24 protein-coding genes and 1 tRNA gene are annotated in these 25,994 nt (G+C 72.5%); 7 read left to right on the plus strand and 18 right to left on the minus strand.

The features are described 5' to 3' along the window. The first annotated feature begins 10 nt into the window (after positions 1 to 10). On the plus strand, positions 11 to 2,902 hold the full coding sequence (locus HCU73_RS03395) for an FAD-binding and (Fe-S)-binding domain-containing protein (RefSeq protein ID WP_168621978.1): 2,892 nt from the start codon (positions 11 to 13) through the stop codon (positions 2,900 to 2,902). Here HCU73_RS03395 and HCU73_RS03400 read toward each other — a convergent pair. The 5 genes from HCU73_RS03400 to HCU73_RS03420 form a co-directional block, all read right to left on the minus strand. Then, complete coding sequence (locus HCU73_RS03400; RefSeq protein WP_168621979.1) at positions 2,899 to 3,966, minus strand: Ldh family oxidoreductase; 1,068 nt, start codon at positions 3,964 to 3,966, stop codon at positions 2,899 to 2,901. The two genes, HCU73_RS03395 and HCU73_RS03400, sit on opposite strands and share 4 nt — an antisense overlap. Next, positions 3,959 to 4,819 carry an ABC transporter permease subunit gene (locus tag HCU73_RS03405; protein ID WP_168621980.1) on the minus strand — a complete coding sequence of 287 codons (861 nt, stop codon included), beginning with the start codon at positions 4,817 to 4,819 and terminating at the stop codon, positions 3,959 to 3,961. Before HCU73_RS03405 ends, HCU73_RS03400 begins: the two co-directional genes overlap by 8 nt. Continuing rightward, positions 4,816 to 5,625 (minus strand): ABC transporter ATP-binding protein, encoded by an 810-nt coding sequence (locus HCU73_RS03410; protein ID WP_168621981.1) that lies wholly within the window; start codon positions 5,623 to 5,625, stop codon positions 4,816 to 4,818. The genes HCU73_RS03405 and HCU73_RS03410 overlap by 4 nt, the downstream gene beginning before the upstream one ends. Beyond that, the gene (locus tag HCU73_RS03415) at positions 5,622 to 6,650 is read right to left on the minus strand and encodes an ABC transporter substrate-binding protein (protein WP_168621982.1); all 1,029 of its coding nucleotides are present in this window, start codon (positions 6,648 to 6,650) and stop codon (positions 5,622 to 5,624) included. The genes HCU73_RS03410 and HCU73_RS03415 overlap by 4 nt, the downstream gene beginning before the upstream one ends. 63 nt (positions 6,651 to 6,713) lie before the next feature. Then, positions 6,714 to 7,640: a fumarylacetoacetate hydrolase family protein gene (locus tag HCU73_RS03420; protein WP_168621983.1), complete on the minus strand. Its 927-nt coding sequence runs from the start codon at positions 7,638 to 7,640 to the stop codon at positions 6,714 to 6,716. A 140-nt stretch (positions 7,641 to 7,780) separates the two neighbouring features. On the opposite strand from HCU73_RS03420, the gene HCU73_RS03425 reads away from it, so the two are divergent. Together HCU73_RS03425 and HCU73_RS03430 are read left to right on the plus strand one after the other, a co-directional pair. Continuing rightward, on the plus strand, positions 7,781 to 8,461 hold the full coding sequence (locus HCU73_RS03425) for an FCD domain-containing protein (protein ID WP_168621984.1): 681 nt from the start codon (positions 7,781 to 7,783) through the stop codon (positions 8,459 to 8,461). A 185-nt stretch (positions 8,462 to 8,646) separates the two neighbouring features. After that, positions 8,647 to 9,330, plus strand: coding sequence for a fumarylacetoacetate hydrolase family protein (locus tag HCU73_RS03430; protein WP_168621985.1), 684 nt, complete (start codon positions 8,647 to 8,649; stop codon positions 9,328 to 9,330). Positions 9,331 to 9,395: 65 nt separating this feature from the next. On the opposite strand, the gene HCU73_RS03435 is transcribed toward HCU73_RS03430, so the two are convergent. Further along, positions 9,396 to 9,481 (minus strand) — tRNA-Leu (locus HCU73_RS03435). 284 nt (positions 9,482 to 9,765) lie between these two features. On the opposite strand from HCU73_RS03435, the gene HCU73_RS03440 reads away from it, so the two are divergent. Further along, positions 9,766 to 10,560: a hypothetical protein gene (locus HCU73_RS03440; RefSeq protein ID WP_168621986.1), complete on the plus strand. Its 795-nt coding sequence runs from the start codon at positions 9,766 to 9,768 to the stop codon at positions 10,558 to 10,560. Here the strand turns inward: HCU73_RS03440 and HCU73_RS03445 are convergent. The 5 genes from HCU73_RS03445 to HCU73_RS03465 form a co-directional block, all read right to left on the minus strand. Then, the gene (locus tag HCU73_RS03445) at positions 10,545 to 11,084 is read right to left on the minus strand and encodes an adenine phosphoribosyltransferase (RefSeq protein ID WP_168621987.1); all 540 of its coding nucleotides are present in this window, start codon (positions 11,082 to 11,084) and stop codon (positions 10,545 to 10,547) included. The two genes, HCU73_RS03440 and HCU73_RS03445, sit on opposite strands and share 16 nt — an antisense overlap. Positions 11,085 to 11,113: 29 nt before the next feature. Next, a complete protein-coding gene (locus tag HCU73_RS03450) occupies positions 11,114 to 11,782 on the minus strand; it encodes a DUF2927 domain-containing protein (RefSeq protein WP_168621988.1) in 669 nt (222 codons plus the stop codon). A gap of 225 nt (positions 11,783 to 12,007) precedes the next feature. Beyond that, complete coding sequence (locus tag HCU73_RS03455) at positions 12,008 to 12,907, minus strand: dienelactone hydrolase family protein (RefSeq protein WP_168621989.1); 900 nt, start codon at positions 12,905 to 12,907, stop codon at positions 12,008 to 12,010. Further along, complete coding sequence (locus HCU73_RS03460; protein WP_168621990.1) at positions 12,904 to 13,533, minus strand: LysE family translocator; 630 nt, start codon at positions 13,531 to 13,533, stop codon at positions 12,904 to 12,906. Before HCU73_RS03460 ends, HCU73_RS03455 begins: the two co-directional genes overlap by 4 nt. Before the next feature lie 294 nt (positions 13,534 to 13,827). Beyond that, entirely contained in the window at positions 13,828 to 14,697 is an 870-nt protein-coding gene (locus tag HCU73_RS03465) for an S-methyl-5'-thioadenosine phosphorylase (protein ID WP_168621991.1), read from the minus strand. A gap of 151 nt (positions 14,698 to 14,848) precedes the next feature. Between HCU73_RS03465 and HCU73_RS03470 the strand changes: the two genes are divergently transcribed. Beyond that, on the plus strand, positions 14,849 to 15,412 hold the full coding sequence (locus tag HCU73_RS03470; RefSeq protein ID WP_168621992.1) for a hypothetical protein: 564 nt from the start codon (positions 14,849 to 14,851) through the stop codon (positions 15,410 to 15,412). On the opposite strand, the gene HCU73_RS03475 is transcribed toward HCU73_RS03470, so the two are convergent. Further along, complete coding sequence (locus HCU73_RS03475) at positions 15,387 to 15,992, minus strand: flavin reductase family protein (protein WP_168621993.1); 606 nt, start codon at positions 15,990 to 15,992, stop codon at positions 15,387 to 15,389. The genes HCU73_RS03470 and HCU73_RS03475 overlap by 26 nt on opposite strands. 84 nt (positions 15,993 to 16,076) lie before the next feature. On the opposite strand from HCU73_RS03475, the gene HCU73_RS03480 reads away from it, so the two are divergent. Beyond that, a complete protein-coding gene (locus tag HCU73_RS03480) occupies positions 16,077 to 16,553 on the plus strand; it encodes a GNAT family N-acetyltransferase (RefSeq protein WP_168621994.1) in 477 nt (158 codons plus the stop codon). A gap of 110 nt (positions 16,554 to 16,663) precedes the next feature. On the opposite strand, the gene HCU73_RS03485 is transcribed toward HCU73_RS03480, so the two are convergent. The 6 genes from HCU73_RS03485 to HCU73_RS03510 all read right to left on the minus strand — a co-directional run bounded on the left by HCU73_RS03485 (position 16,664) and on the right by HCU73_RS03510 (position 24,626). Further along, complete coding sequence (locus HCU73_RS03485) at positions 16,664 to 18,277, minus strand: GMC family oxidoreductase (protein WP_168621995.1); 1,614 nt, start codon at positions 18,275 to 18,277, stop codon at positions 16,664 to 16,666. Positions 18,278 to 18,356: 79 nt separating this feature from the next. Then, positions 18,357 to 19,628 (minus strand): SulP family inorganic anion transporter, encoded by a 1,272-nt coding sequence (locus tag HCU73_RS03490; protein ID WP_338051969.1) that lies wholly within the window; start codon positions 19,626 to 19,628, stop codon positions 18,357 to 18,359. A 97-nt stretch (positions 19,629 to 19,725) separates the two neighbouring features. Beyond that, positions 19,726 to 21,969: a phosphoenolpyruvate--protein phosphotransferase gene (gene ptsP, locus HCU73_RS03495; RefSeq protein WP_168621996.1), complete on the minus strand. Its 2,244-nt coding sequence runs from the start codon at positions 21,967 to 21,969 to the stop codon at positions 19,726 to 19,728. A gap of 149 nt (positions 21,970 to 22,118) precedes the next feature. After that, a complete protein-coding gene (locus HCU73_RS03500) occupies positions 22,119 to 22,346 on the minus strand; it encodes a hypothetical protein (protein WP_168621997.1) in 228 nt (75 codons plus the stop codon). Between the two features lie 140 nt (positions 22,347 to 22,486). Further along, on the minus strand, positions 22,487 to 23,725 hold the full coding sequence (locus tag HCU73_RS03505; RefSeq protein ID WP_168621998.1) for an aspartate kinase: 1,239 nt from the start codon (positions 23,723 to 23,725) through the stop codon (positions 22,487 to 22,489). A gap of 256 nt (positions 23,726 to 23,981) precedes the next feature. Continuing rightward, positions 23,982 to 24,626, minus strand: a complete 645-nt coding sequence (locus tag HCU73_RS03510) for an SDR family NAD(P)-dependent oxidoreductase (protein WP_168621999.1) — start codon at positions 24,624 to 24,626, stop codon at positions 23,982 to 23,984. 103 nt (positions 24,627 to 24,729) lie between these two features. Here HCU73_RS03510 and HCU73_RS03515 point away from each other — a divergent pair, with 103 nt between their 5' ends. After that, the gene (locus HCU73_RS03515) at positions 24,730 to 25,701 is read left to right on the plus strand and encodes a threonine dehydratase (RefSeq protein ID WP_168622000.1); all 972 of its coding nucleotides are present in this window, start codon (positions 24,730 to 24,732) and stop codon (positions 25,699 to 25,701) included. Positions 25,702 to 25,994: the final 293 nt, after the last annotated feature.

Below are 25,994 nucleotides of genomic sequence, written 5' to 3' on the forward strand. Positions count from 1 at the left end.
CGGAGCGGGAATGCCCAAAGACAGTGCCGATCTGGCGAGAACCCTCGCGCGCAGCGTCGAGGGCGACGTGCTGGCCGACCCGTTCTCGCGCGGGCGCTATGCGACCGATGCCTCCTTCTACCAGATGATGCCGCGGGCCGTGCTCGTGCCGCGCCACGCGGACGACATCGCGGCCGCCATCGCGGTGGCGCGCGATGCGGGCGTGCCGATCCTGCCGCGTGGGGCGGGCACCTCGCAGTGCGGGCAGACGGTGAACGACGCGCTGGTCATCGACACCACGGTGCATGTCAACGCGCTGCTGGAGCTCGATGTCGCGGGGCGGCGCTGCGTGGTGCAGCCGGGGATCGTGCTGGACGACCTGAACCGGGCGCTCAGGCCGCACGGGCTGTGGTTCCCGGTCGATGTCTCGACGGCGTCGCGGGCGACCATCGGCGGCATGGCCGGCAACAATTCCTGCGGGGGCCGGTCGCTGCGCTACGGGATCATGCGCGACAACGTGCTGTCGATCGACGCGATCCTGGCCGACGGCACGCGGCGGCGGTTCGGGCCGGTGGAGGGCGCAGACGATCCTCTGGCCCGCGATCTCATCGCGCTGGGTGTCCGCGAGGCGGCCGAGATCGACGCGCGGTTCCCCAAGCTGATGCGGCGCGTGGGCGGCTACAACATCGACGCGCTGGTGCCGGGCGCGGGCAGGCCGAACCTGGCGCATCTGCTGGTCGGCTCCGAGGGGACGCTGGCCTTTTCCACCGCGATCGAATTGAAGCTGTCGCCCCTGCCGGGCGTGGTCGGACTGGGCGTCTGCCATTTCCCGACCTTCCACCAGGCGATGGAGGCGGCGCAGCACCTGGTCACGCTGGGCCCGCAGGCGGTGGAACTGGTCGATGCCACCATGATCGCGCTGGCCCGCGACATCCCGCTCTTCCGCGCCACCGTGGCCGAGGTGGTGACCGGCGAGCCCGACGCCCTCCTGCTGGTCGAATTCGCCGAGGGCAGCGCCGAGGCGAACGCGCGCAAGCTGCGCGAGCTCGACCAGATGATGGGCGACCTCGGCTTTGCCTGGTCGGGCGAGGGGCGGCGCCGGGGCGGGGTGACGGCCTTCACCGACAAGGGCCTGCAGGACCGGATCGCCCATCTGCGCAGCGCGGGCCTCAACATCATGATGTCGATGAAGGAGGCCGGAAAGCCCGTGTCCTTCGTCGAGGATTGCGCCGTCGCGCTGCCGGATCTCGCCGACTACACCGCCGGGCTGACCGAGATCTTCGCCCGCCACGGCACGCGGGGCACCTGGTATGCCCACGCCTCGGTCGGCTGCCTGCACGTGCGGCCGATCCTGAACCTCAAGCTAGAAAAGGACGTGGCCGCGATGCGGGCCATCGCCGAGGAATGCTTCGACCTCGTCGCGCGCTACAAGGGCTCCCATTCGGGCGAACACGGCGACGGCATCGTGCGGTCCGAGTTCCACGACCGCATGTTCGGGCCGCGCATGGTCGCGGCCTTCGGCGAGGTCAAGCAGCGCTTCGACCCCGCGGGCCTGTTCAACCCCGGCAAGATCGTCGACGCGCCCCGCATGGACGACCGGAGCCTGTTCCGCTACCCGCCGGCCTACGCGGCCTCCACCCTGCGGCCGGCGCTGGACTGGTCCGCCTGGCCGGGCGGGGCCGGGGGTTTCCAGGGCGCGGTCGAGATGTGCAACAACAACGGCGCCTGCCGCGCGCTGAAGGGGGGTGTCATGTGCCCCTCGTTCCGGGTGACGCGGGCCGAGCGCGACCTGACGCGCGGGCGGGCCAACGCGCTGCGGCTGGCGCTGTCGGGGCAGCTGGGGCCGGACGCGCTGACCTCCGACGCGATGGCCGAAAGTCTGAAGCTCTGCGTGTCCTGCAAGGGCTGCAAGCGCGACTGCCCCACCGGCGTCGACATGGCGCGCATGAAGATCGAGGTGCAGGCCGCCCGCGTCGCGGCGCGGGGCCTGACGCTGCACGACCGGCTGGTCGGCTACCTGCCGCGCTATGCCCCGGCCCTGTCGCGGGCGCCTTGGCTCGTGGGCCTGCGCAACGCCGTGCCCGGCCTCGCGCGGCTGGCCGAGGGGGCCACGGGTTTCACCGCAACCCGGCCCCTGCCGGGCTGGAGCCGCCGCCCGTTCCGCGACGCCGAGGCCGATGCGGCGGAGCCGGGGGCGATCCTGCTGGCCGACTGCTTCAACCGCTACATGGAGCCCGAGACTCTCCGGGCGGCGGGCCGCGTGCTGGCCGCCGCCGGTCTGCCGGCCCGGACCGCGCGGGCCCCGGACGGCGGTCGGCCGCTCTGCTGCGGGCGGACCTTCCTGTCGGTCGGGCTGGTCGAGGAGGCGCGGGCCGAGGCCTCGCGGCTGATCGCGGCGCTGCTGCCGCTGGCGCGGGGGGGCGTGCCGATCGTCGGGCTGGAACCCAGCTGCCTCCTGACCCTGCGCGACGAGATCCCCGCGCTCCTGCCCGGCCCCGAGGCCGAGACGCTCGCCCGGCAGGCGGTGCTGCTGGAGGAGCTGATCGCCGCAAGGGCCGATGCGGGCGAGCTTTCGCTGGCGCTCCGGTCACCGGCGCCGCGCGTTATGCTGCACGGGCATTGCCACCAGAAGGCGATGGGCGTGATGCCGGCGATCCAGCGCAGCCTCGCGCTCCTGCCCGACACCGAGGTGGAGGTCGTCGAGAGCAGCTGTTGCGGCATGGCGGGCGCCTTCGGCTACGGGGTCGAGACGCACGAGATCTCGCGCAAGATGGCCGAGCTCGACCTGATCCCGGCGGTGCGGGCGGCGGGGGACGACACGCTGATCGTGGCCGACGGCACGTCGTGCCGGCACCAGATTGCGGATCTTGCCGGCCGCAGCGCGCTGCATGTCGCGCAGGTGCTGGACCGGGCGCTGGCCTAGCCCTCGCCCGGAAAGGGCGCCGCGATCCGGCAGTCGGCGGCCAGCGCGTTCAGGTCGCGGCGCAGCGCCGGCGTCAGGGCCAGCCCGTCGCGGCGGCGGGCGGCGGCCTTGGCGGTCTTGCCGTCGCCGGGCAGGCGCACCGGGTCGTGGCCGGGCAGGGGGGGCGAGGCGCGGAATTCGGCGAAGACGCGCGCCGCCGCCTCGGCAAAGCCGTCGCCCAGCCCGAAGGCCGCGGGGTCGAGGGCCGCGACGAACTGGCCGGTGTTGGTCTCGGAGGTCGTGTCGGTGGTGAAATCCACCACGTCCGACCCGAAGGCCGCCCCGTTCAGCAGCCCCGCCAGCAGCCCGATGGCGACCGACAGGCCGTAGCCCTTGGCGCCGCCGATGGGCAGCAGGAACCCCTCGCCCCGGCGCGCGGGGTCGGTCAGGGGCTGGCCGTCGCGGCCGACCATCCAGCCCTCGGGCATCGGCAGGCCCTGCTGGGCGAGGGTCTTGATCTTGCCCATCGCGGCGACCGTGGTGGCCATGTCGAACACGAAGGGATCCGGCCCGGCCGTGGGCGCCGCGATGGCGACGGGGTTGGTGCCGAGCAACAGGTCGGTGCCGCCCCAGGGCGGCAGGTGGTTGGCGCTCCCGACGGCGGCGGCGAGGCCCAGAAGCCCCGCCTCGGCCTGCGGGCGGACGTAGAGCGCCAGCGGGCCAGCGTGGTTGCCGCGCCGGACGCCGACCCAGCCGATGCCCGCGTCGCGCGCCTTGGCGATGGCCAGGTCGCGCGCCGCGGCCATGGCGAGGTGCCCCAGCCCGTTGTCGCCGTCGATCAGCGCGGTGGCGACCGTCTCCTTCACGACGCTGACGCGCGCCGCGGGGTTGCAGCCGCCGCCGGCCAGCCGCGCGAGATACTGGCGCAGGCGAAACACGCCGTGGGTGCCGTAGCCGTAGATGTCGGCCTCGACCATCAGGCCTGCGACGGTGTCGGCGTCGGGGCCGGGCACGCCGCGGCTGGCCAGCGCCTGCGCGACGAAGCCGCGCAGGCGCTCGGCTGGGATCGGGCCGGCCTCAGCCATCGTAGGCGCCGACGCGTTCCTTGTGCCAGAACACGACCTTGCGCTGGGTCCAGGTCACCAGCGCGTAGAGCGCCAGACCGACCAGGCTGAGATAGAGGATCAGCGAGAACACCCGGGGGGTGTTCAGCTGCGAGGCCGCGACGCGGATCAGCTCGCCGAAGCCGCGCCCGCCGCCGAGGAACTCGCCGGTGATTGCGCCGGCCATGACGCCGACGGCGCCGATCTTGAGCCCGGTGAAGATCTGCGGCAGCCCCGTGGGCAGCTTCATCTTGATCAGCGTCTGCCAGCGGCTCGCGCCCATGGTCTTGAACAGCATCCGGGCGTTCTCGTCGGCCGAATGCAGGCCCGCGGCGGTGCCCACCACGATCGGGAAGGTGGCGATGAAGGCTGCAAGCGCGACCTTGGATTCGATCCCGAAGCCCAGCCAGGCCACGAACAGCGGCGCGAAGGCGACCTTGGGCATGGTGTCGATGGCCACGAGATAGGGCATTACCGCCTTTTCGCCGAAGGCCGTCTCGCCCACCAGCACGCCCAGCGAGAAGCCGATCGCGATGGCCAGCGCGAAGCCGTAGATCACCTCCTTGATGGTGATCCAGAGCGCGCCCAGCATGTAGCCCCCGGTCAGGAGGTTCTGGCCGACGAAGATCATGTCCTCGAGCGTTTCCCACGGCGTCGGCAGGATGATGGGCGAGACGATGCCGAGGCTCGTCACCAGCTGCCAGACGCCTATGAACACCACGAAGACGAAGGTCATCGCGGCCCAGCGCGGGACGGAGTCGATGAAGGCGACTTCCTGGACCCAGACGGTGTCCTGCCCGTCGTCCACGGCACGGTCGGTCTGAACGTCGCTCACATGTCTTCTCCCTTGTCGAGCATGCCGCGGATGTAGTCGACGATCTCGCCGAATTCGTGGGTCGTCATCATGTGCAGGGTGCGCGGGCGCGGCAGGTCGACCTTGACCACCTCCGCGATGCGGCCCGGACGGGGCTTCATGACCACGATCTCGTCCGACAGGATCACCGCCTCCTGGATCGAGTGCGTCACGAGGAAGGCGGTGGCCTCCTGCTCGCGGCAGATCCGCTGCAGTTCCATGTTCATCATGTCGCGCGACAGCTCGTCGAGCGCGCTGAAGGGCTCGTCCAGCAGCAGCACGGCGGGTTCGGTGATCAGCATCCGGCAGATCGAGGTGCGCTGCGCCATGCCGCCCGACAGCTCGTTGGGAAAGACGTTCTCGAACCCCTTCAGGCCGACGAGCTCCATCAGCTCATGCGCCTTGTCCAGCGCCTTCTTGGCGGCCGCCTTGCCGTCCCGGATCTCGATGGGCAGCACGATGTTCTCGGCCGCCGTCTTCCACGGGAACAGGGTGGCCTGCTGGAACATCATGCCGATGTCGCGGCGCGGGCCGGTCACCGGCTTGCCCTGCAGGACGACGCGCCCCTTCGTGGGCGGGATCAGCCCCGCCATGATCTTCAGCAGGGTGGACTTGCCGCACCCGCTCGACCCGATGACCGAGGTGAAGCTGCCCTTGCGCAGCGTCAGGTTGACGTCCTGCAGCGCCACCACGAGGTTGCGCGCGTAGGTCTTGCTGACGTTGCTCAGCTCGTAGACCGGCGCGCCAATTGGCGCGCCGGCATAGTCGTGAACAAGGGCCGCGGTCATCCGTTGATCGCCGCGTTGGCCGCGATGACGAAATCGTTCGTCCAGGCGGCGCTCAGGTCGTCGAGCGGGCCGGGGATCTCGCCGCCGGCGACGAGCGAGGCCTGCCACTCTTCCCAGACTTCCGCCGGGTAGAGGCCGAGCGGCCCGCCTTCCTCGACCGGCAGGGTCTTGGAGCGCACCGCGTCGAACAGCGCTGACTGGAACTCCCGGTCCTCGCCTTCCTGCGGGTTGCCGGCCGCGAGATGGGCCAGCGCCGCCTCGCGGTTGGCATCGTCGAGCGCGAAGGCGTGGCCGCGCATGTGCGCCCGCACCCAGGCCTCGACCAGGCCGCGGTCGTTGCGGATGATGTCGCCCATGGTTGCGATGCCGTTCCCGAAGAAGCGCGCGAACTCGGGCGGGGTGATGTCGCGCACCGCCATGCCGCGCTGGTTCAGGATCGCCGCGTCGGCGGTCGAGGCGGAATAGGCGCTGATCTCGCCGTTCAGGAAGGCCGCCGTCGCCGGGCCGCCGTCACCCACCGTCAGGAAGGTGTAGTCGGTGCCCTCGACCATGCCCGACCCGTTCAGCACGTTCCGCGCAAAGCCGACCTCGGCGCCGTCCGCCGTGCCGGTGCCGATCACCGTGCCGCGCAGCCCCTCGACGCCCTGGATGTCCGACCCGTCCTGCACGACGATGCCGAAGTTCGACCGCGCCGCCACGTTGTAGATGGCGACCGCGTCCACCCCGCGCGAGCGCGCGGCGAGCACAGGGCCGGGACCGGGCCGGCCGAACTGCGCCTGGCCGGCCGACAGGGCCTGCAGCACCGCGCCCGAGCCGTTGATCGCCTCGACGCGCACGTTCAGGCCCTCGTCCGCGAAGTAGCCTTCGCCGATCGCGATGAAGACCGGGAACGAGTTGATCGCCGAGGGGCTGGGCTGCACGAAGGTGACGTCGCGCATCCCCTGGGCCCATCCGCGGCGGCCGAGCAGCCCGAGCGCCGGCACCGATGCCAGCGCCGAGGCGGTGAAGCTTCTTCTGGTAATCATCTCTGGTCTCTCCTCCCTTGTTGTGCAGCCCTTCGGTCGCGCGGTGGCGCGGCGCGGGGGCCCTCAGACGGCGCGCACGGGGTTCCTGAGCGTGCCGATGCCGGAAATCTCGCAGACGACGACGTCGCCATCCTTGAGGAAACGGGGCGGGTCCATGGCGTAGCCGACGCCCGAGGGCGTCCCGGTCGCGAGGATGTCGCCCGGCTCGAGCGTGAGCCCCTCGGAGAGCGAGGCGATGAGGGTCGGGATGTCGAAGATCATGTCGCCCGTGTTGCCGTTCTGGCGCCGCTCGCCGTTCACGGTCAGCCCTATGGACAGGGCGTGGGGGTCGCCGATCTCGTCGGCGGTCACGATCCACGGGCCGAGCGGGCAGGACCCGTCGAGCCCCTTGCCCTTGAAGTACTGGCCGCCGTGGCGGCGCTGGATGTCGCGGGCGGTGATGTCGTTCAGGATCGTGTAGCCGAACACATGGTCGTAGGCCGCGGACTTGGGGATGTTGCGGCCGCCCTTGCCGATGACCAGCGCCAGCTCGACCTCGTAGTCGATCGCGGTGGAAACGGCCGGGAACACCAGCACGTCGCCCTCGGGCGGCACCAGCGCGGTCGGCGGCTTGGTGAAGAACACCGGGTGCTCGGTCACGCCCACGTTCTGCTTCTGCGCGCGGTCGCCCTCGGCGATGTGCTCGGCGTAGTTGCGGCCGACGCAGAAGATGTTCTTGCGCGGGGCCGGGATCGGCGCCATCAGCGGCGCGCCCCCGGGCGCCATCGCGCCCCCGTGCCGGCCGCCCTCGGCCTCGGCCACGAGGGCCGCAAGCGCCGCCTGCGCCCCGGGGCCCGCCTCGATCAGCGCCTGCAGCGAGCCGGTGCGCAGGGCCTCGCCGGCCGGCCCGGCCACGTCCCTAGCGGCCAGCGCCACGTCCAGCCGCGCGCCGGAGTTCAACACGGCGACGCAGCGCGCCCGCCCATCCACGGAAACCGTAGCCAGTCTCACCCGGCGCTCCTCCCTCTGTCAGACGTCCCCCGGCGCCCCGCAGCTCCCCCCGCGACTCGCCCCTCGTCTTTCGTCTTTCGCTCATTTTCCTGCCGGGATATCGTTTCGAGCAATCAACCAATCAGCGGATTGGGCGGACCGTGACGGCATCGAACGACCTTTCACACCGGCTGCGCGACCTGATCGACAACGCGGGCTATCGCCACAACGACCGGGTCCCGCCCGAGCGCGAGCTGTGCGAAGCGCTGGGCACCACGCGCAACAAGCTGCGCCGCGCGCTGGCCGAGCTGGAGGCGCAGGGCCTGATCTGGCGGCACGTGGGCCGGGGCACCTTCGTCGGCTCGCGGCCGGTGCTGAACCTCGAGGATGTCACCTTCCTGCGCGACCAGATCAAGCCGCACCAGGTCGTGACGGTGCGGTTCACGATCGAGCCGGAACTGTGCCGCCTGGCCGCGCGCCACGCCTCCAAGTCCGACCTCGAACAGATGCGGCTCTGCGCGGCGCGCTGCCGCGAGGGCGAGGACTGGCGCACCTACGAGGCGTGGGACAACAACCTGCACCACGCCATCGCGCGCGCCACCCACAACCAGCTTTTCCTCTATTTCTTCGAGACGCTGAACTCGGTGCGGCGGGCCATCGTCTGGGGGCAGCCGCGCGCGACGCGCAAGCCGGGCGAGAACTACTCCAGCTTCCTCGAACACGATGCCATCGTGTCGGCCATCGCCGCGGGCGACGGGGACGAGGCCGCGCGGATGATGGTGACGCACCTCAAGTCGGTCTATTCCCGGGTGCTGCCCTCCAGTATCCCCGCCGACGCGTGATCCCGCGCGCCTGCACCAATTCCCGAATTGGTTCCTGCCGATCGCGCAGCAGGGTCTTGCAATCGGGCCGTGTCCGTCGTGATCAATCGGCACGGCCGTGACGCACGGGACGGCGGGGCCGCGCCCCGACCCGCCCGCGCGTCGCCTTGCCGGGCTTGCAGCCAGGACCGCTCAGGAGGAAGAGAATGCCCGATCACGTGATCCCCGCCCCCCAGGTGCCGACCATCCCGACAGCCGATGGCGGCGCGTTTCCCGTCCGGCGGGTCTATTGCATCGGCCGTAACTTCGCGGCCCATGCGGTCGAGATGGGGCATGATCCCGACCGGGAACCGCCGTTCTTCTTCCAGAAGAACCCCGACAACCTGGACGCCTCGGGCGAGTTTCCCTACCCGCCGCATTCCTCGGACGTGCACCACGAGGTGGAACTGCTGGTCGCGCTGAAGTCGGGCGGCACCAACATCCCGCTGGCCTCGGCGCTGGACCACGTCTGGGGCTACGGCGTGTGCCTGGACATGACCCGGCGCGACCTGCAGGGCGAGGCCAAGAAGATGGGCCGCCCCTGGGAGATCGGCAAGGCGTTCGAGCGCTCGGGCCCGGTCGGCCCGCTGCGGTCGGTCGCCGAGGTGGGGCATCCGTCCGAGGGCCGCATCGCGCTCCTCGTCAACGGCGAGACGCGGCAGGAGGGCGACCTGAACCAGATGATCTGGAAGGTGCCGGAGATGATCTCGTACCTGTCGGACTATTTCGAGCTGCAGGCCGGCGACGTGATCATGGCGGGCACCCCCGCCGGCGTGAACGCCGTGCAGCGCGGCGACGTGATGGACGCCACCATCGACGGCGTGGGCACGCTCAGCATCAAGGTCGTCTGACCGGCCGCGCCGGACGGTCGCGCAGATGGCCGCGTGCCGTCTGCGGGCCGGTCGGCGCGCAGGGCTGGTGCGGGCGGTGGGACTCGAACCCACACGGCCTGACGGCCCACGGATTTTAAGTCCGATATGTCTACCATTCCATCACGCCCGCACGGGCGCCATGGCTAGCCCCTCGGGGGCGGCTTGTCCATCGCCGGGGCCCGGGGGGCTGCGCGCCCGGACAGGGCGCGCAGCGCGGTGGCTGTGGCAAGCAACGGACAGCTCCGCCGGACCCGAGCCGGCGGGCACCGCGGAGTGTCGCAAGCAAGGGTTAACGCCGCGTTGACGGCCCCTGGGGCGGCCTGCGGGCGTATTGCGGCAGATCAAGGCGCGCCCCGGCACGATCCGGCATCCTGTCCCTCGACGCGCGGGCGAGTGATGGCAAGGAGAGGGGTCATGACCCATCGCAGCCGGGATACGGTGACGGTGTCACCGCCTACCTTCGACCGGATGGATTTCGCCCGGGTCGACGCGACGCTCCCCGCCGCGCATGCCCCCTTCGACCGCGACTGGCTGATGGCCCGCTTCGCCGAGGGGCTGCAGATCCGGATGCTGCGGCCGCCCTGCGAGGGGCTGGTCCTGTTCCAGCCCGGCCGCCTGGCCTGGCGCCCGGTCGAGGGCGCGGACCGGGCCGTGGTGGTCCATGACCTGCGGGTCGGGGCGGGGCCGCTGGCCCGCGAGGGCGCCGCGCGGCTCTGGGCGGCGGTGGAACGCTTCGCGGCCTATTACGGCTATGCCGCCGTGCTGGCGCTGACCGGTGCGGGGCCGGGGCTGATCGCGCCCGCGAACGGGCCGGGCCGCGGCTGGCTGACGCTCGACCGCAGCCCCTTCGGCGACCGGCTGGTGGGGCGCATCCTGCAGGGGCCGCTGGCCCTGCCGCGCCTGCCGCAGGACTGGGCGATGCGCGCCGCGGCGCTGGGCCCCGGCGTCGTGATCCAGACCACCGGCGAGAGCGCGACGCTCGAGGCCCGGGCCCGCGCCGTCACCGCCGCGCTGGCCCCGCATGGCGTGCGCGTCCGCCACGACCGCGCCACCTGCGCCGAGGAGACCCGGTGCTGCGCCGTGCGGCCGGGCGCCGCCTATGCCGTGGTCCTCGACGGCCGCTACCTCGGCGGGCCGGAGCTGGGCCCCGAGGGCATCCTGCGCGCCGCCCTCGGCGCCGTCGGCCCCGAGGCCTACAGCCCCGCGTAGGTGCACAGCGCGTGCACCGGCACGCCCATGGCCTCCAGCCGCTTGCGACCGCCGAGATCGGGCAGGTCGACCACGAAGGTACAGCCCACCACCTCGGCCCCCAGCCGCTCGATCAGCCGGATCCCGGCCTCGGCGGTGCCGCCGGTGGCGAGCAGGTCGTCGACCAGCAGCACCTTCTGCCCCGGTTCCAGCGCATCGTCGTGGATCTCGACCGTGGCGCGGCCGTATTCCAGCTCGTAGTCCTGCTCGATCGTCCGGGCGGGCAGCTTGCCCTTCTTGCGGATCGGCACGAAGCCCTTGGACAGCTGGTGCGCCACCGCGCCGCCGAGGATGAAGCCGCGCGCCTCGAGACCCGCCACCATGTCGATCTTTTCGCCCACGAAGGGCGCGAGCAGCTGGTCCACCGCGAGGCGGAACCCGCGCGCGTCCTGGAACAGGGTGGTCACGTCGCGGAACAGGATGCCCGCGTGCGGAAAGTCGGGGATGGTGCGGATGTAGTCCTGGACGGTCTTTTGGCTGGGCATCTGGGGCAACGAGTCCTTGCGTGGGCGGCTCAGAGGCGGGGGTAGTGACGGCGCAGCGCGGCGGCATCCTGCCCGCGCAGCCAGACGGTGGAATTGCCGGTCTCCGAGAAGATCGAGCGCGTGTAGGCCGGCGAGGCGATGTCGGTCGGCAGGCCCATGGCCTGCACCAGCTCCTCCAGCACCACCGAGGCGATCTCGCGGCGGCGGATGTCGGCGCTGATGGCGATGGCGGCGGCGACGATGTCCTCGCCGCGGGAGCGCAGGGCGACGCGGGCGATGGCGATCTCGGCGCCGTCAAGCTCGGCCACGCTGGTGCCGCCGATGGTGCCGCCCTGGGGCGTGTCGACGAGGTAGAGCGGCACGTCGAGCTCGCCCTCGTAGGCGCGGGTCAGGTAGAGCCCGGCGCCGACCGCGTTGATCTCGGCGATGGCGTCGTCGAGCGCCCGGTCGATCAGGTCGAGCTTGTAGGTCGGGAAGGCGGCCGCGACGGCGGCGATGCCGACCCGGAGCTGCAGGCGCTGCTCGTCCGGCCAGCGGATCAAGGGTTTGGCGCAGGCGCCGCCGGGCGGGGCGGCGCAGGCGACGAGGCGGTAGAAGGCCTCGTCGGAGATCAGGTCGGGCACCGCGATGAATTCCTGCGCCGACGCCTGCGGCGCGGCGAGGAGGACGGCGAGGGCAAGGGGCAGGGCGGACCGCATGGGCACAGGTGAGGCCAAAGGCCGGTCGCGTGCAAGCGGGGGCCGGCGCTTGCGCGCGCGGTTGTTGCGCGGCTGCCGCCGCGCGGGGGCGCGCCGCTGCCGCGGCGCGGGGGGCGGTGGCCCGGCGTGGCGCGGGGTGGGGGCCGGGCAGGGGGGCGCTGCCCCCGTCGCCTGCGGCGACTCCCCCGGAGTATTTCGGAAGCAAAGATGAGGGGTGGGGTGGCGTCAGGGCCGCAGGTGGCGGGCGAGGAAGGCGAGGGAGGCGGCGCGCATCGCCGGGGTCTCGACGTGGCCGGTGGTGTCGGAGAGGTGGATCTCGAGCGCGGCGGGGGCGGCGGCATAGGCGCGGCGCAGGCGCGCGAGGGCCGGGTCGCGGGCCGCGGGCGGGGTCAGCGGGTCGGCCGCGCCGAGCGCCACCAGCTGCGGCCGCGGGGCGACGAGGGCCGCGACGTCGCCCATGTCGCCGCGGGGCAGAAGGCCCGGCACGGTCATGTAGGGCCCGTGCAGGTCATGCGCGCCGGTGGCGATCAGCGGCTCGATGTCGGCCAGCACGCAGAGCTGGGCGCAGGCCGCCACCCGCGGCTCCAGCGCGGCGAGCCAGTAGGCGTGGGTGCCGCCCATCGACAGGCCGAGCGTGGCGATGCGGCCGGCGTCGATCTCGGGGCGGGCGCCGAGCCAGCCGAGCGCGCGGCCGAGGTCGGCCAGCATCGCGCCCATCAGGGGCTGCCCGCGCCAGAGCCCGGCCTTGGCCAGGGCCGCCTCGGGGCCCTCGCCCTGCCGCGCGCCGAAGGGGGCGAGGTCGATGGCGAGGCTCGCGATGCCGAGATCGGCCAGCGCCGGGCCGTAGGGGCCCCGCAGGGCCGGGCGGCCGGCCAGCAGCTCCTCGGCGCCGGTCTCGTAGCGGTTGCCGTGGGCGTGGCAGTAGAGCACCGCCGGGAAGGGCCCGGGGCCGGCGGGGCGCAGGTAGAGGCCGGGGATCGGCGCCTCGCCCGGGAAGGTCAGGCGGTGCAGCGCGTGGCGGCCCAAGGGCTCGGCCGGCCCGATCCGCGCCGGGGCCGCGGCCGGGGGCGCGGCGGGCAGGCCGAGGAGCGCCCGCAGGACCGCACGGTCGAGGCGTCCGCTCATGCCGCCCCCCGCTCGACCGTGGCCATCAGGAGCGCCATCCCGATGATCCCCGCCGCCCCGGCCCGCGCCACCCAGGGCAGCACCGCCGGCCGCAGCAGCCGCGCCCGGAGCCGGTCGGCCATCAGCGCGTAGCCGAGCGCGTTCAGCGCGGCGAGCGTCATGTAGCTCGGCACCATGATCGCCGCCTGCACCGCGTAGGGGCGGGCGGGGTCGATGAACTGCGGCGCGAAGGCCATGAAGAAGGCGATCGCCTTGGGGTTCAGGACCGTCACCGTCACCGCCCGGCCGAAGCTCTGGCGCGTGGCGACCGTGCCGGTGGCCGCCAGCGCCCGCCCGGCGCCCGGCGCCGCGCGCCACAGGCCAAGCCCGAGCCACAGGAGGTAGCCGACCCCCACCCATTTCAGCACCTGGAACAGCGTGGGCGAGCCCATCACCAGCGCCCCGATCCCCGCCAGCGACAGGGTCAGGGCCACCGCCCCGCCCAGCGCCACCCCCGCCGCCGTGGCCAGCGCCACGCGCCGCCCCTGGCTCAGCGCCAGCGACACCACCAGCATGACCGTGGGCCCGGGCAGCACGAGGATCGCCACCGACGCCGCGAGGAAGGCGAGCCAGCTGTCGAGGGGCATGAGAGGGGCGGGCTCCGCGGGTGACCTGTGGCCGCCACTCAAGCCGCAAAGCGCGCGATTGTCACGCGGCCTTGTGGGGGGCAGGGGGTCACAGGGCGCCATGGGCTCACCGGCCGCGCCCGACGGACCGGGCGCCGGCGCGCCCCGCGGGGCCGGGGATGCCGCGCGTCGCCGCGCTGACCCGCACCCCTTCATCTTTCCCCAAATACGCCCTTCGGGAGGACCGGCTGCCCGGGGCGCAGCGTCGCTCATCGCCGTAGGGCGGGCCTCGGCCCGCCGCCCCCTTCCGCCGCCTCAGAGCACTCGCCCCGCCACCGCCGACAGCCTCTCCACCATGCCCGGGTCGCGGGCCCCCGGCGCCGTCAGGATGGCGTGGTCGAGCGCCCGGTCGCAGCCATGCGGGCAGGGCGCGCGCTCCGGCCCCAGCAACCCCGGCAGCCGGGCCACCAGCGCGCGGGCCTTGTCGGCGTTGCCGGTCAGCGTCGCCACGATCTGGGTGATGTCGACCGAGCCATGCTCGGGGTGCCAGCTGTCGTAGTCGGTGATCATGGCGACCGAGGCGTAGCAGAGCTCGGCCTCGCGGGCGAGCTTGGCCTCGGGCATGTTGGTCATGCCGATCACGTCGCAGCCCCAGACCTCGCGGTAGAGCCGCGATTCGGCCAGCGACGAGAATTGCGGCCCCTCCATGGCGAGGTAGGTGCCGCCCTCGTGCACCGTGATCCCCTCGGCCCGCGCCGCCGCCGCGCAGGCCGCGCCCAGCCGCGGGCAGGTCGGGTGCGCGACCGAGACATGGGCGACGAGGCCGGGGCCGAAGAAGGATTTCTCCCGCGCGAAGGTGCGGTCGATGAACTGGTCGACGATGACGAAATCGCCCGGCGCCATCTCCTCCCGGAACGACCCGCAGGCCGAGACCGCGATGACGTCGGTCACCCCCAGCCGCTTCAGCGCGTCGATGTTGGCGCGGTAGGGCACGGAGGTGGGCGTATGGACATGGCCGCGGCCGTGGCGGGGCAGGAAGGCCATCGGCACGCCGCCGAGCCGCCCGGTCAGGATCGCGTCCGAGGGTGCGCCGAAGGGGCTGTCGACGGTCACCCAGTCGGCCCCCTCCAGCCCGTCGATCTGGTAGACGCCCGAGCCGCCGATCACCCCGATCATCGTCTGCATCCCGCCGTCCTCCGTCGCTGCGCCGCCTGCCCACAGGGAAACCACGCCCGCCCCCCGACCGGCAAGGGGCAAGGCGCACGTTGATCGGCGTCAAGGCCGCGGGGCGGGCAAGGGTGGTAAGATGCTTTCCAGGATCGGGAGGAGACCTGCCATGACCGCACGGATCGTCGTCTATTCCCTCACCGGGGTGACCCGGCGCCTTGCGCAGCGCCTGTCGGGCGAGACGGGAATGCCGGTGTCCGAGATCCGCTGCCCGGCCCATGCCGGGCCGCTGGGCCTGCTCCGCGCGGTGCGCGACGCGATCCTGGGGCGCGTGCCCGAGATCGAGGTGGTGCCGCCCATCGGCGCGGCCGAGGCGCTGGTGGTGGGCGGGCCGGCCTGGTTCGGCCGCCTCGCCCCGCCCTTGCGCAAGCTCCTGTCGCAGGCGCGGCGCCTGCCGCCGGTGGTGGGCGTGATCGTGACGCGGGCCCATGCCGGCTCGGGCTACCGGATCGAGCGCGACCTGGCGTCGTTCCTCGGGGCCCACGCGCCGGGGCCGCTGGTGCTCCTGTCGCACGAGGTCGGCCAGCCCGAGGCCCGCGGCCGCGTCCGCGACTACGCCGACAGCCTCCGCGAGCGCCTGACGCCGCGCGCCGCGAACCTGCCGCGCCCGCCGGTGTCGCCCGCCCCCCGCCGCGGACGGGTGCCCGTCACTCGCCGGGACGGTTCAGGCTGAAGGTCTCGCGGATCACCGAGTAGTCGCGGTAGCCCATCCGCGTGAGCGGGTGGAAGGCCAGCACGTCGAACACGCCGTCCCGCAGGCAGTCGTCGCGCAGGTGCACGCCCGTCACCTCGCCGAAGACGGCGAAGTTGCTCTCGCCCTCCAGCTTCACGATCTGCGTCAGCCGGCATTCCAGGTTCGCCGGGGCGCCCGCGACCCGCGAACAGGCGATGGTCCGGCACGCCGCCCGCTCGATCCCCGCCAGCGCGAACTCGTCGGTGTCCCTGGGCCAGGGCCCCGAGGTCCGGTTCATCGCGTCCTTCATCGCGTATTCCACAACGTTCACGCAGAACACGCCGGTCTCGCGGATGTTGGCGACCGTGTCCTTGGTGTCGCCCCGGTCGGGCTTGGCGCTGGTCGAGGCGAACATCACCTGCGGCGGCACGTAGGCCACCGCGTTGAAGAAGGAGTAGGGGGCGAGGTTCTCCGACCCGTCCGCGCCGCGGGTGGAAATCCAGCCGATGGGCCGCGGCGTCACGATGGCGTTGAACGGGTTGTGCGGCAGGCCGTGGCCGTCCTCGGGGCGGTAGAACATCGGGCGTCATCCCTCCTCGCGTTTGTGCGAGACCTATCGGCGTGATAGGGGCGATACCAGAGGCGCAGGGCAAAAAAGACGGGCATGTATCAGCTGATCCAGGAAAAGCCGGAGGACCGCTGGGAGGTCGAGGCGCTCTACGATCTCTGCTTCGCGCCCGGCCGAACGGCGCTGTCGTCCTACCGCCTGCGCGACGGGGTGCCGCCGGTCGCCCGCCTGTGCCTCGTCGCGCGCGACGCCGACGGCATCCTGGCCGGCGCGATCCGGTTCTGGCCGGTGCGGGTGGGCCGCGCCGAGGCGCTGCTGCTTGGCCCGGTGGCGGTGCACCCCACGCGGCAGGGCGAAGGCCTGGGCGGGCTGCTGATGCGCGAGGGGCTGGCCCGCGCCGAGGAGGACCGCTGGCCGCGCATCCTGCTGGTGGGTGACGAACCGTATTACCGGCGCTTCGGCTTCACGAAGCTGGAGGGCGTGGAGATGCCGCCGCCGACGAACCCCGCCCGCGTTCTGGGGATCGGCGACTGGGAGGGGGTCACGGGCAAGGTCAGGCCCTGGGCGCACTGACGGCGTCGTCGGAGGCCGGAAAACTCGAGTTTTCCGGCCCGAAAAACGCGCGTTTTTCCGGCGAGAGCCTGCAGTTTCTCGACAGGCAAAACTGCAGTTTTGCCAGCGCGTTACCCCCGCAGCCGCGCCCGGATCATCTCGGCCGCTTTCTCCGCGATCATCGTCACCGGCGCGTGGGTGTTGCCGCTGGTGATCGTCGGCATCACCGAGGCGTCCGCGACCGACAGCCCCCCGATCCCCTTCACCACCAGCTCCGGCGTGACCACCGCGCCCTCGTCCGGCCCCATCCGCGCCGTCGAGACCGGGTGGAAGATCGTGGTCGAGATGTCGCCTGCCGCCTTCAAGAGCGCCTCCTCCCCGTCGACCTGCGGGCCGGGCTTGATCTCCACTGGCCGGAACTCCGCCATCCGCCGCGTCGCCATCAGCGCGCGGGCATGGCGGATCGAGTCGACCGCGACCTGCTGATCGGCCGGGGCCGACAGGTAATTCGGCTTGATCGCCGGGGGCTTCATCGGATCGGCCGAGGCGATGTGCACCGAGCCCCGGCTTTCGGGGCGCAGGTTGCAGACCGACACCGTCAGCGCGGGGAAGCGGTGGAGCGGCTGGCCGAAGGCGTCGAGCGACAGGGGCTGGACGTGGTACTCGATGTTCGGCGTCTCGTGCTCGGGCGAGGACCGGGTGAAGATGCCGAACTGCGACGGCGCCATCGCCAGCGGCCCCGAGCGTTTCAGCGCGTAGTCGAGCCCGATCTTCAGCTTGCCCAAGGGGCTCGCGTACCAGTCGTTCAGCGTCCGCGCCCCCTCGATGCGGAAGATGGTGCGGATCTGCAGGTGGTCGGCCAGGTTCTCGCCCACGCCCGGCGTGTCCTGCACCACCCCGATCCCGAGTTCCTGCAGCAGATCCGCCCGCCCGATCCCCGACAATTCGAGAATCTTCGGCGTCCCGATGGCGCCCGCCGACAGCACCACCTCGCCCTCGGCCCGCGCGTGGTGGGCCGCCCCGTCCTGCCGGAACACGACGCCCGTCACCCGCCGCCCGTCGAGCGTCAGGCGCAGCACCTCGGCCCCGGTCACGATGCGCAGGTTCGGCCGCTTGCGGGCGGGATCGAGGAAGGCCTTGCGCGCGTTCCAGCGCAGGCCGCCCTTCTGGTTGACCTCGAAATACCCCGCGCCCTCGTTGTCGCCGCGGTTGAAGTCGTCGGTGCGCGGGATGCCCAGCTCCGCCGCCGCCTCGGCCACCGCGTCGAGGATCGGCCAGCTGAGGCGTTGCTTTTCCACCCGCAGCTCGCCCTCGCCGCCGTGGTCGGCGTCGCCGCCGCCGTGATAGCCCTCGGACCGCCGGAAATAGGGCAGCACGTCGTCCCAGCCCCAGCCGGTGTTGCCCATCTGCCGCCACAGGTCATAGTCCCGCGCCTGCCCGCGCATGTAGATCATGCCGTTGATGGAGGAGCAGCCGCCCAGCACCTTGCCGCGGGGGTAGTTCAGGGCGCGGCCGTTCAGCCCCGGCTCGGCCTCGGTCTTGAGGCACCAGTCGAGCGAGGGGTCGCCCATCGCGTAGAGGTAGCCCACCGGCACATGCACCCAGAGGCGGTTGTCGCTGCCCCCGGCCTCCAGCAGCAGCACCTTGAGCGACGGGTCCGCCGACAGCCGGTTCGCCAGCACGCAGCCCGCCGAGCCCGCGCCCACGATCACCACGTCCCAACCGCCGAAATCCCGCAGCTCCATCGCGCCCTCCCGCTTGCCCGCCGCCGGGTTTACCCCCGGCCCGCGGCCCGCGTCCAGCGTGCGTGGACCGGCGCGCCCGTCACCGGTCCGGAGGCGTCCACTCCGCCGGCGGCACATCCCGCCGCCGGAGCCGCAGCGCTAGCCCCAGCGCCACGCCGACCCCGATCGCCACCGTCAGGTCGGCGAAGACCGTCAGGACCAGCGTCAGCCCCAGGAGCACCCGGTCCGACACCCGCCCCGCCGTCGCGTAGCCGCGCCAGTGCTGCGGCTCGGACATGTTCCAGGCGGTCACCAGCAGGAGCCCCGCCAGCGCCGGCATCGCCAGATACCCCGCCAGCGGCGCCGCGGCCCACATCACGACGAGGATCGTCAGCGCGTGGAAGATGCCGGCCAGCGGCGTGCGCCCCCCGGCGCGCACGTTGGTCGCCGTGCGCGCGATGGCCCCCGTGGCGGGCAGGCCGCCCATCAGCGCCGAGCCGATGTTCGCCACGCCCTGCGCCAGGATCTCGGCGCTGGGCCGGTGCTGCCCGGCCACCATGCGGTCGGCCACCATGGCGGACAGGAGCGACTCGACCCCCGCAAGGAACGCGATGATGAGGGCCGAGGGCAGCAGCTCCACCAGCCGCGCGACGCTCATCTCGGGGATCGCGGGCCGGGGCAGCGTCGCGGGCAGGGCGCCGAAGCGGGCACCGAGCGTGTCGACCGGCAGCGCCAGCAGCGCCACCGCCGCCGAGGCCCCGGCCACCGCCACGATCAGGCCGGGAAAGCGCGGAAAGGCGCGGCGCAGCGCCACGATGGCGACGACGGTGCCGACGCCCACGGCAAGGCTGGCCCAATCCAGCGTGCCGCGCGCGGCCCAGATCGCGGGCAGGCGCTCCAGTGCCTCGGCCGGCGTGCCGGCGGGCAGGGTGATGCCCACCGCGTCGGGCAGCTGGCTGAGCGCGATGATCGCCGCAATGCCGATGGTGAAGCCGTTGATGACCGGCTCAGGCACCAGCCGGATCAGGCTGCCCGCCCGCATCAGCCCCGCCGCGACGAGGATGACGCCCGCCATCAGGGTGGCCAGGATCAGCCCGTCCAGCCCGTGCTCGGCGATCACCGCGTGGACCACGACGATGAAGGCCCCCGTCGGCCCGCCGATCTGCACCCGGCTGCCCCCCAGCGCCGAGATCAGGAACCCCGCCACGATGGCCGTCACCAGCCCCGTCGCGGGCGGCGCGCCCGAGGCGATGGCGATGGCGAGGCTGAGGGGCAGGGCGACCATGGCCACGGTGATGCCCGCGACCAGATCGGCCAGCACGCTGTTCGGCGTGCTCTGGGGCAGCGTGGTCAACAGCTTGGGTGTCAGCATCGGGCACGTCGGGCGGGCCACGCCGCCGGGGCCGTCCCCCTTGCATCCGTTGGCCGTGCCGATGATTGCGCCGCCGCAGGGGTGGGCGCAAGGGGCCTCAGCCCTGCCGCTTGAGCCACTCCATCACGGCGGGGCGGACCGACTGCGCGCCGCTGGCGCGCGCCTCGTTGATGACGGCGCGGGCCTCGCGCAGGTCGACCCGCCGCAGCAGCGACTTGACCGGCCCGATCGAGGCCGGGCGCATCGACAGGGTGCGCAGGCCGATGGCCGCGAAGCACACCGCCTCGACCGGCCGCCCCGCGTCCTCGCCGCAGAAGCTGAGCGGCGTGTCGGTGTCGCCGCAGCGGTGCACGATCTGTTCGAGGAACGTCAGGAAGCTGACGTTCAGCGTGTCGTAGCGCCGCCGCACCCGCTCGTTCTCGCGGTCGGCGGCGAAGAAGAACTGCTTGAGGTCGTTGCCCCCGATCGAGATGAAGTCGCAGTCCTCGAAGAACCGCCGCGGCGCGAAGGCAAGGCTCGGCGTCTCGAGCATCGCGCCGATCTCCAGCTTCTCGGGCAGGGTGTGGCCCAGCGCCGCCTCGCGGTCCATCTCGCGCAGCAGGTGGTCGCGCGCCTGGGTGTATTCCTCCAGCTGGGCGACGAAGGGGAACATCACCGTCAGCGCCCGGCCGTTGGCGGCCCGGATCAGCGCCTGCAGCTGCATCCGCATCACGCCGGGCTTGTCCAGCCCCACCCGGATCGCCCGCCAGCCGAGCGCCGGGTTCGGCTCCTCGGTCGGCTTCATGTAGGGCAGCACCTTGTCCGAGCCGATGTCGAGGGTGCGGAACACCACCCGCTTGCCGCCGGCGGCGTCCATGACGCGGGCGTAGAGCGCGGCCAGCTCGCCCCGCCGCGGCACCTTGTTGCGGGTCAGGAACTGCAGCTCGGTGCGGAACAGGCCCACCCCCTCGGCGCCCGACGAGGGCAGCGACGGCAGGTCGGCCATCAGCCCCGCGTTCATCTGCAGCGACACCACCGTGCCGCACAGCGCCTCGGCCGGCTTGTCGCGGATCGAGGCGTAGCGCTCCTGCGCCTCGGCCTGCATGGCCAGCTTGTCGCGGAAGGCCGAGGCGACGGCGTCCTCGGGGCGCAGGTGCACGATGCCCTGGTCGCCGTCGACCAGAACGAGGTCGCCGTTCAGCGCCTCGGTGGTGATCTGCCGGGCATGGATCACCAGCGGGATCGCCAGCGCGCGGGCCACGATGGCGGCATGGCTGCCGACCGAGCCTTCCTCGAGGATCACCCCCTTCAGCCGCCGCCCGTAATCCAGGAGCTCGGCCGGCCCGATGTTGCGCGCGACCAGCACCGGGTCGGCGGGCAGCTCGGCGCCGGTGTCCTTGCCCTGTCCCGTCAGCCGCCGCAGCAGCCGGTTCGACAGGTCGTCGAGGTCGTGCAGCCGGTCGCGCAGGTAGGCGTCGGGCACGGTTTCCAGCCGCGCGCGCGCGGTCGACTGCTCCTTTTCCACCGCGGCCTCGGCGCTGAGGCCGCGGGCGATGTCCTCCTCCATCCGGCGCATCCAGCCGCGGGAATGGGCGAACATGCGGTAGGCCTCCAGCACCTCCCGCTGCTCGGCGTCGCCGGTCGGCGCGCGGGTCAGCATGTCGTCGATGTCGAGGCGCAGCTGGTCCACCGCCGCGTGCAGGCGCTTGAGCTCGGCCTCGGGGTCGTCGGCCACGGGCCGCGTCACCACCACGCGCGGCTCGTGCAGCCAGACATGGCCCATGGCCGTGCCCTCCTGCGCGCAGGTGCCGCGGATCATCACCTGGCTCTTGTGGCGTTCGGCCAGCGCCGCGCCCTCGCCGATGAAGGCGCCCAGCTCGGTCATCTCGGCCAGCACCATGGCCACGACTTCGAGCGCGTAGATCTCGTCGTCCGAGAACTCGCGCGCCTCCTTGGACTGGACCACCAGCACGCCCAGCCGCTCGCCGAGCCGCTGGACCGGCACGCCGAGGAAGCTGGAATAGCGCTCCTCGCCCGTCTCGGGCATGTAGCGGAAGCCGCGCTCGGCGGGCGCATTGGCGGTGTTGATCGGCTGGGCCGAGCGCGCGACGCGGCCCACGAGGCCCTCGCCGATCCGCATCCGGGTGACGTGGACCGCCTCGGGCGCGAGGCCCTGGGTGGCGCACAGCTCCAGCGTGTCGGCATCGCGCAGCAGGTAGATCGAGCACACCTCGGTGCCCATCGAATCCGCGATCAGATGGGTGATCCGGTCGAGCCGCTCCTGCCCGGCGCTCGCGTCGGCCATCACCGCCTGCAGGCGGCTGAGGAGCTTTCTGCTCTCTGTTTCCGTACCCTGTGCCATCACCCTCGCCCGCGGACGCGTCCTGCGGCGGCCGCCGTCCCGGGGATCAGGGATAACGTGCCGCGGGGGCGCGGCGCAACGGGCATGGCGGGATTACGCCACGACGGGAAAGGCCGGGGGCGTCCATGCCGCACCCGGCCGGGCGGCGCTCAGGCGTCGAAGGCGTCGGCGAAGACGTGGCGCACGATGTCGTCGCGCTTGAGGCCGATGCGGGCCAGCTCGTCGTCGCTCAGGGCCTGCAGCCGCTGCACGCGGTCAAAGCGCGCCTGGGCGTTGCTGCCGAGCGCGACGGCCCGGGCCAGCGCCCGGAAGAAGGCCGCGACCGGCGCGGTGCCCCGGCTGGGGATGGCGGAAAGGGGAAGGGTCTGGGTCGTCATGGGAACCTCCGCGAGACGCGTGTGTTGTCCTGTCGACCCCTCAGATAATCCGATGCGCCGGGCCTGGTTAGGCCCGATGCTGCAATGCAGCATTGCACATGGTGCATGTGTCCCCGCGCGCCCGGCGCGGGGGTGGGGCGTCAGGCCGCGCGGTCCAGCCCGAAGGCGTCGTGCAGCGCCTGCACGGCCAGTTCAAGGTACTTGCGGTCCACCAGCACCGAGACCTTGATCTCGGAGGTGGTGATGACCTTGATGTTGATGCCCTCGTCGCGCAGGGTCTGGAACATCTTGGCGGCGACGCCCGCGTGGCTGCGCATCCCGATGCCGACGATCGACACCTTGCAGACATCGGTGTCGGCGACCAGCCGGCCGAAATCGACCAGCCCGGCGGCCTTGGCGTCGGCCATCGCCTTTTCCGCCCGCTTCACCTCGTTCACCGGGCAGGAGAAGGTCATGTCGGTGGTGCCGCCCTCCGAGATGTTCTGCACGATCATGTCGACGTTCACGCCGGCCTCGGCCAGCGGCCCGAAGATCGCGGCGGCGATGCCGGGGCGGTCGGCCACCTGGGTCAGGGTCAGCTTGGCCTCGTCGCGGGAATAGGCCACACCGGCCACCACGTTGCTTTCCACGATATCCTCCTCGGCACAGACGAGCGTGCCTGCCTCATCCGACATTTCCTCGAAGCTCGACAGAACCCGGAGCTTCACGTTGTAGCGCATGGCCAGCTCGACCGACCGGGTCTGCAGCACCTTGGCCCCGAGGCTCGCCAGCTCCAGCATCTCCTCGAAGGCGATCCGGTCGAGCTTGCGCGCCTTGGACGTGATCCGCGGGTCGGTGGTGTAGACCCCGTCCACGTCGGTGTAGATGTCGCAGCGCTCGGCCCCGAAGGCGGCGGCGAAGGCGACGGCGCTGGTGTCGCTGCCGCCGCGCCCCAGCGTGGTGATCCGGCCCTCGCGGCTGATCCCCTGGAAGCCCGCGATCACCGCGACCTTCATGCCTTCCTCGAACTTCTTCAGGATGTTGGCGGTCGGGATCTCCTCGATCCGCGCCGCGGCATGGGCGGACGTGGTGATCAGCGGCACCTGCCAGCCCTGCCAGCTGCGGGCCGGCACGTCCATCTCCTGCAGCGTCAGGGCCATCAGCCCCGCGGTCACGTTCTCGCCCGAGGACACCACGGCGTCATACTCGCGCGCGTCGTAGAGCGGCGAGGTCTCCTCGACGAAGCCCACCAGCTTGTTGGTCTCGCCGGCCATGGCCGAGACGATGACGATCACGTCGTAGCCGTTCGCGACCTCGCGGCCCACGCGCTTGGCGGCGCGGCGGATGCGGTCGAGCGTGGCGACCGAGGTGCCGCCGAATTTCATCACCAGAATGGGCATGGACGTCCCCTTGCCAGACGCCGCGCGTCATACGGCGCGCCGCCCCGCCCCGCAAGGGTGCGGTTGCCGCGCCCTGCGCGACCCATCCCCTTCATCTTTCCCCAAATACGCCCTTCGGGAGCACCGCCTCCACCCCGCCCCACGCCTGCCAGACGCCGTAGGGCGGGCCTCGGCCCGCCACCCCCGTCCAACCGGCGCCCCCGTAGGGCGGGCCTCGGCCCGCCACCCGGTCGCCGCCCGCAGGCGGCGAAACCCCTCAGAACGCGTGCGCCCGCCCGTCCCAGGTCTCGAAACACCCGGTCGTCGCCACCGCCAGCGCCGCGAAGCGCTCCACCAGCCCCGCCACGGCCTCGTCGGTGCCGATATCGGCGCCGGTCCCGCCCATGTCGGTGCGCACCCAGCCCGGGTGGTAGATCCCCACCGCGATCCCCCGCGGGGCGAGGTCGGTCGCAAGATTCCGGCCGAGGTTGATCGCCGCCGCCTTGGATGCCCGGTAGATGTAGCTGCCCCCGGTGTTGCGGGTGGACGACCCCATCTGGCTCGCCACGATGGCGATCTTCGGTGCCGCGGATCGCGCGAGGTTCGGCAACAGCGCCTGCACCGTCAGGAACACGCCCGTCACGTTCACCGCGAAGGTCGCCGCCCAGAGCTCGGGCGCGAAGCCGTCCTCAAGGCTCTGCCCCTTGTCGAGGTAGACGCCCGCGTTGCAGATCAGGAGGTCGACGGCCCGGTCGCCCATCTTGTCGGCCAGCACCTTGACCGACACCGGGTCGGTCACGTCGAGCGCGAGGCAGCCCGCCGCGTCGCGCGCCGTCGCGGTGACCTCGGCGCCCCGCGCCCGGTAGGCGGCGGCAAGCTCCGCGCCGATGCCGCGGTTGGCGCCCGTGATCAGAACATGCATGGCCGGTCCCTTCCTGTTGCGGTCCCAAGGGGTAGCCCGCGGCCCGGGGATTGCAAGCCGCGCCCCCCCGCGCCACGCTGCCCCGCGACAGGAGGACCCGCCGATGCGCTTCACCCAAGACGAGCTTCGCGCCGCCCATGCGCTGGTGACCCGCCACATGGCGCCGACGCCGCAGATCGCCTGGCCGCTGCTGGCGGAACGGACCGGGGCGCAGGTCTGGGTCAAGCACGAGAACCACACCCCCACGGGATCCTTCAAGCTGCGCGGCGCGATCACCTTCATCGACTGGGTGCGGCGCGCCCACCCCGACGCGCGCGGCATCTGCACCGCGACCCGCGGCAACCACGGGCAGGGGCAGGCGCGGCAGGCCCGCGCCGCGGGGCTGGTGGCCAGGGTCTACGTGCCGCGCGGCAACTCGGTCGAGAAGAACGCCGCGATGCGGGCCTTCGGGGCGGAGCTGATCGAGTTCGGCGACGACTTCGATGCCGCGCGGGAGGAGGCCTACCGCGTGGCCGACGCCGAGGGGCTTGTCGTCGTGCCGCCCTTTCACCCGGAGCTGGTGCGGGGCGTGGCGACCTACGGGTTGGAGCTGTTCACCGCGGTGCCCGACCTCGACACGGTCTACGTGCCGATCGGCTGCGGCTCGGGCATCTGCGGCACGATCCTCGCCCGCGACGCGCTGGGGCTGAAGACCGAGATCGTGGGGGTGGTGAGCGAGAACGCGGCCACCGCCAAGCTGTCGGTCGAGGCGGGGCGGCCGGTGCCGACCGACAGCGCGCGCACCTTCGCCGACGGCATGGCGGTGCGGGTGCCGGTGCCCGCGGCGCTCGACATCTACGGGCCGGGGGCGGCGCGGATCGTGAAAGTGTCGGACGCCGAGGTGGCCGGGGCGATCCGGGCCTATTTCACCGACACCCACAATGTCGCCGAGGGGGCGGGGGCGGCGCCGCTGGCGGCCATGATGCAGGAGCGGGAGCGGATGGCGGGGCGGAAGGTGGGGGTAATCCTGTGCGGCGGGAACATCGATACCGACTGGTTCCTGACGGTGATGCGGGGTGGGGTTCCGGTGGTCTAAGCGCGCCTGCCGGACGTCGCGCGGGATGGAAATACCCGGGGCGCTGCCCCGGACCCCGGAGTATTTCTGAAGCAAAGATGAGGGGGCGGGGGCGGCGCCGCTGGCGGCCCTGATGCAGGAGCGGGAGCGCATGGCGGGGCGGAAGGTGGGGGTGATCCTGTGCGGCGGGAACATCGATACCGACTGGTTCCTGACGGTGATGCGGGGTGGGGTGCCGGTCGTCTGACGTCGCGTGGGGTGAGCAGCCCCGGGGGCTCTGCCCGTCGCCATTGTCGCTCGGACCAATGGCGCGC

Source organism: Roseicyclus persicicus, assembly GCF_012395815.1.
Taxonomy (GTDB): domain Bacteria; phylum Pseudomonadota; class Alphaproteobacteria; order Rhodobacterales; family Rhodobacteraceae; genus Roseicyclus; species Roseicyclus persicicus.

Coding starts and splice junctions, on each gene's coding strand:
- HCU73_RS03410 (WP_168621981.1), bottom strand. CDS start 5,625: ATGACCGCGGCCCTTGTTCACGACTATGCCGGCGCGCCAATTGGCGCG.
- HCU73_RS03400 (WP_168621979.1), bottom strand. CDS start 3,966: ATGGCTGAGGCCGGCCCGATCCCAGCCGAGCGCCTGCGCGGCTTCGTC.
- HCU73_RS03500 (WP_168621997.1), bottom strand. CDS start 22,346: ATGACGACCCAGACCCTTCCCCTTTCCGCCATCCCCAGCCGGGGCACC.
- HCU73_RS03445 (WP_168621987.1), bottom strand. CDS start 11,084: ATGCCCAGCCAAAAGACCGTCCAGGACTACATCCGCACCATCCCCGAC.
- HCU73_RS03485 (WP_168621995.1), bottom strand. CDS start 18,277: ATGGAGCTGCGGGATTTCGGCGGTTGGGACGTGGTGATCGTGGGCGCG.
- HCU73_RS03470 (WP_168621992.1), top strand. CDS start 14,849: ATGACCGCACGGATCGTCGTCTATTCCCTCACCGGGGTGACCCGGCGC.
- HCU73_RS03430 (WP_168621985.1), top strand. CDS start 8,647: ATGCCCGATCACGTGATCCCCGCCCCCCAGGTGCCGACCATCCCGACA.
- HCU73_RS03515 (WP_168622000.1), top strand. CDS start 24,730: ATGCGCTTCACCCAAGACGAGCTTCGCGCCGCCCATGCGCTGGTGACC.
- HCU73_RS03455 (WP_168621989.1), bottom strand. CDS start 12,907: ATGAGCGGACGCCTCGACCGTGCGGTCCTGCGGGCGCTCCTCGGCCTG.
- ptsP (WP_168621996.1), bottom strand. CDS start 21,969: ATGGCACAGGGTACGGAAACAGAGAGCAGAAAGCTCCTCAGCCGCCTG.
- HCU73_RS03395 (WP_168621978.1), top strand. CDS start 11: ATGCCCAAAGACAGTGCCGATCTGGCGAGAACCCTCGCGCGCAGCGTC.
- HCU73_RS03490 (WP_338051969.1), bottom strand. CDS start 19,628: ATGCTGACACCCAAGCTGTTGACCACGCTGCCCCAGAGCACGCCGAAC.
- HCU73_RS03460 (WP_168621990.1), bottom strand. CDS start 13,533: ATGCCCCTCGACAGCTGGCTCGCCTTCCTCGCGGCGTCGGTGGCGATC.
- HCU73_RS03475 (WP_168621993.1), bottom strand. CDS start 15,992: ATGTTCTACCGCCCCGAGGACGGCCACGGCCTGCCGCACAACCCGTTC.
- HCU73_RS03480 (WP_168621994.1), top strand. CDS start 16,077: ATGTATCAGCTGATCCAGGAAAAGCCGGAGGACCGCTGGGAGGTCGAG.
- HCU73_RS03450 (WP_168621988.1), bottom strand. CDS start 11,782: ATGCGGTCCGCCCTGCCCCTTGCCCTCGCCGTCCTCCTCGCCGCGCCG.
- HCU73_RS03505 (WP_168621998.1), bottom strand. CDS start 23,725: ATGCCCATTCTGGTGATGAAATTCGGCGGCACCTCGGTCGCCACGCTC.
- HCU73_RS03510 (WP_168621999.1), bottom strand. CDS start 24,626: ATGCATGTTCTGATCACGGGCGCCAACCGCGGCATCGGCGCGGAGCTT.
- HCU73_RS03415 (WP_168621982.1), bottom strand. CDS start 6,650: ATGATTACCAGAAGAAGCTTCACCGCCTCGGCGCTGGCATCGGTGCCG.
- HCU73_RS03465 (WP_168621991.1), bottom strand. CDS start 14,697: ATGCAGACGATGATCGGGGTGATCGGCGGCTCGGGCGTCTACCAGATC.
- HCU73_RS03440 (WP_168621986.1), top strand. CDS start 9,766: ATGACCCATCGCAGCCGGGATACGGTGACGGTGTCACCGCCTACCTTC.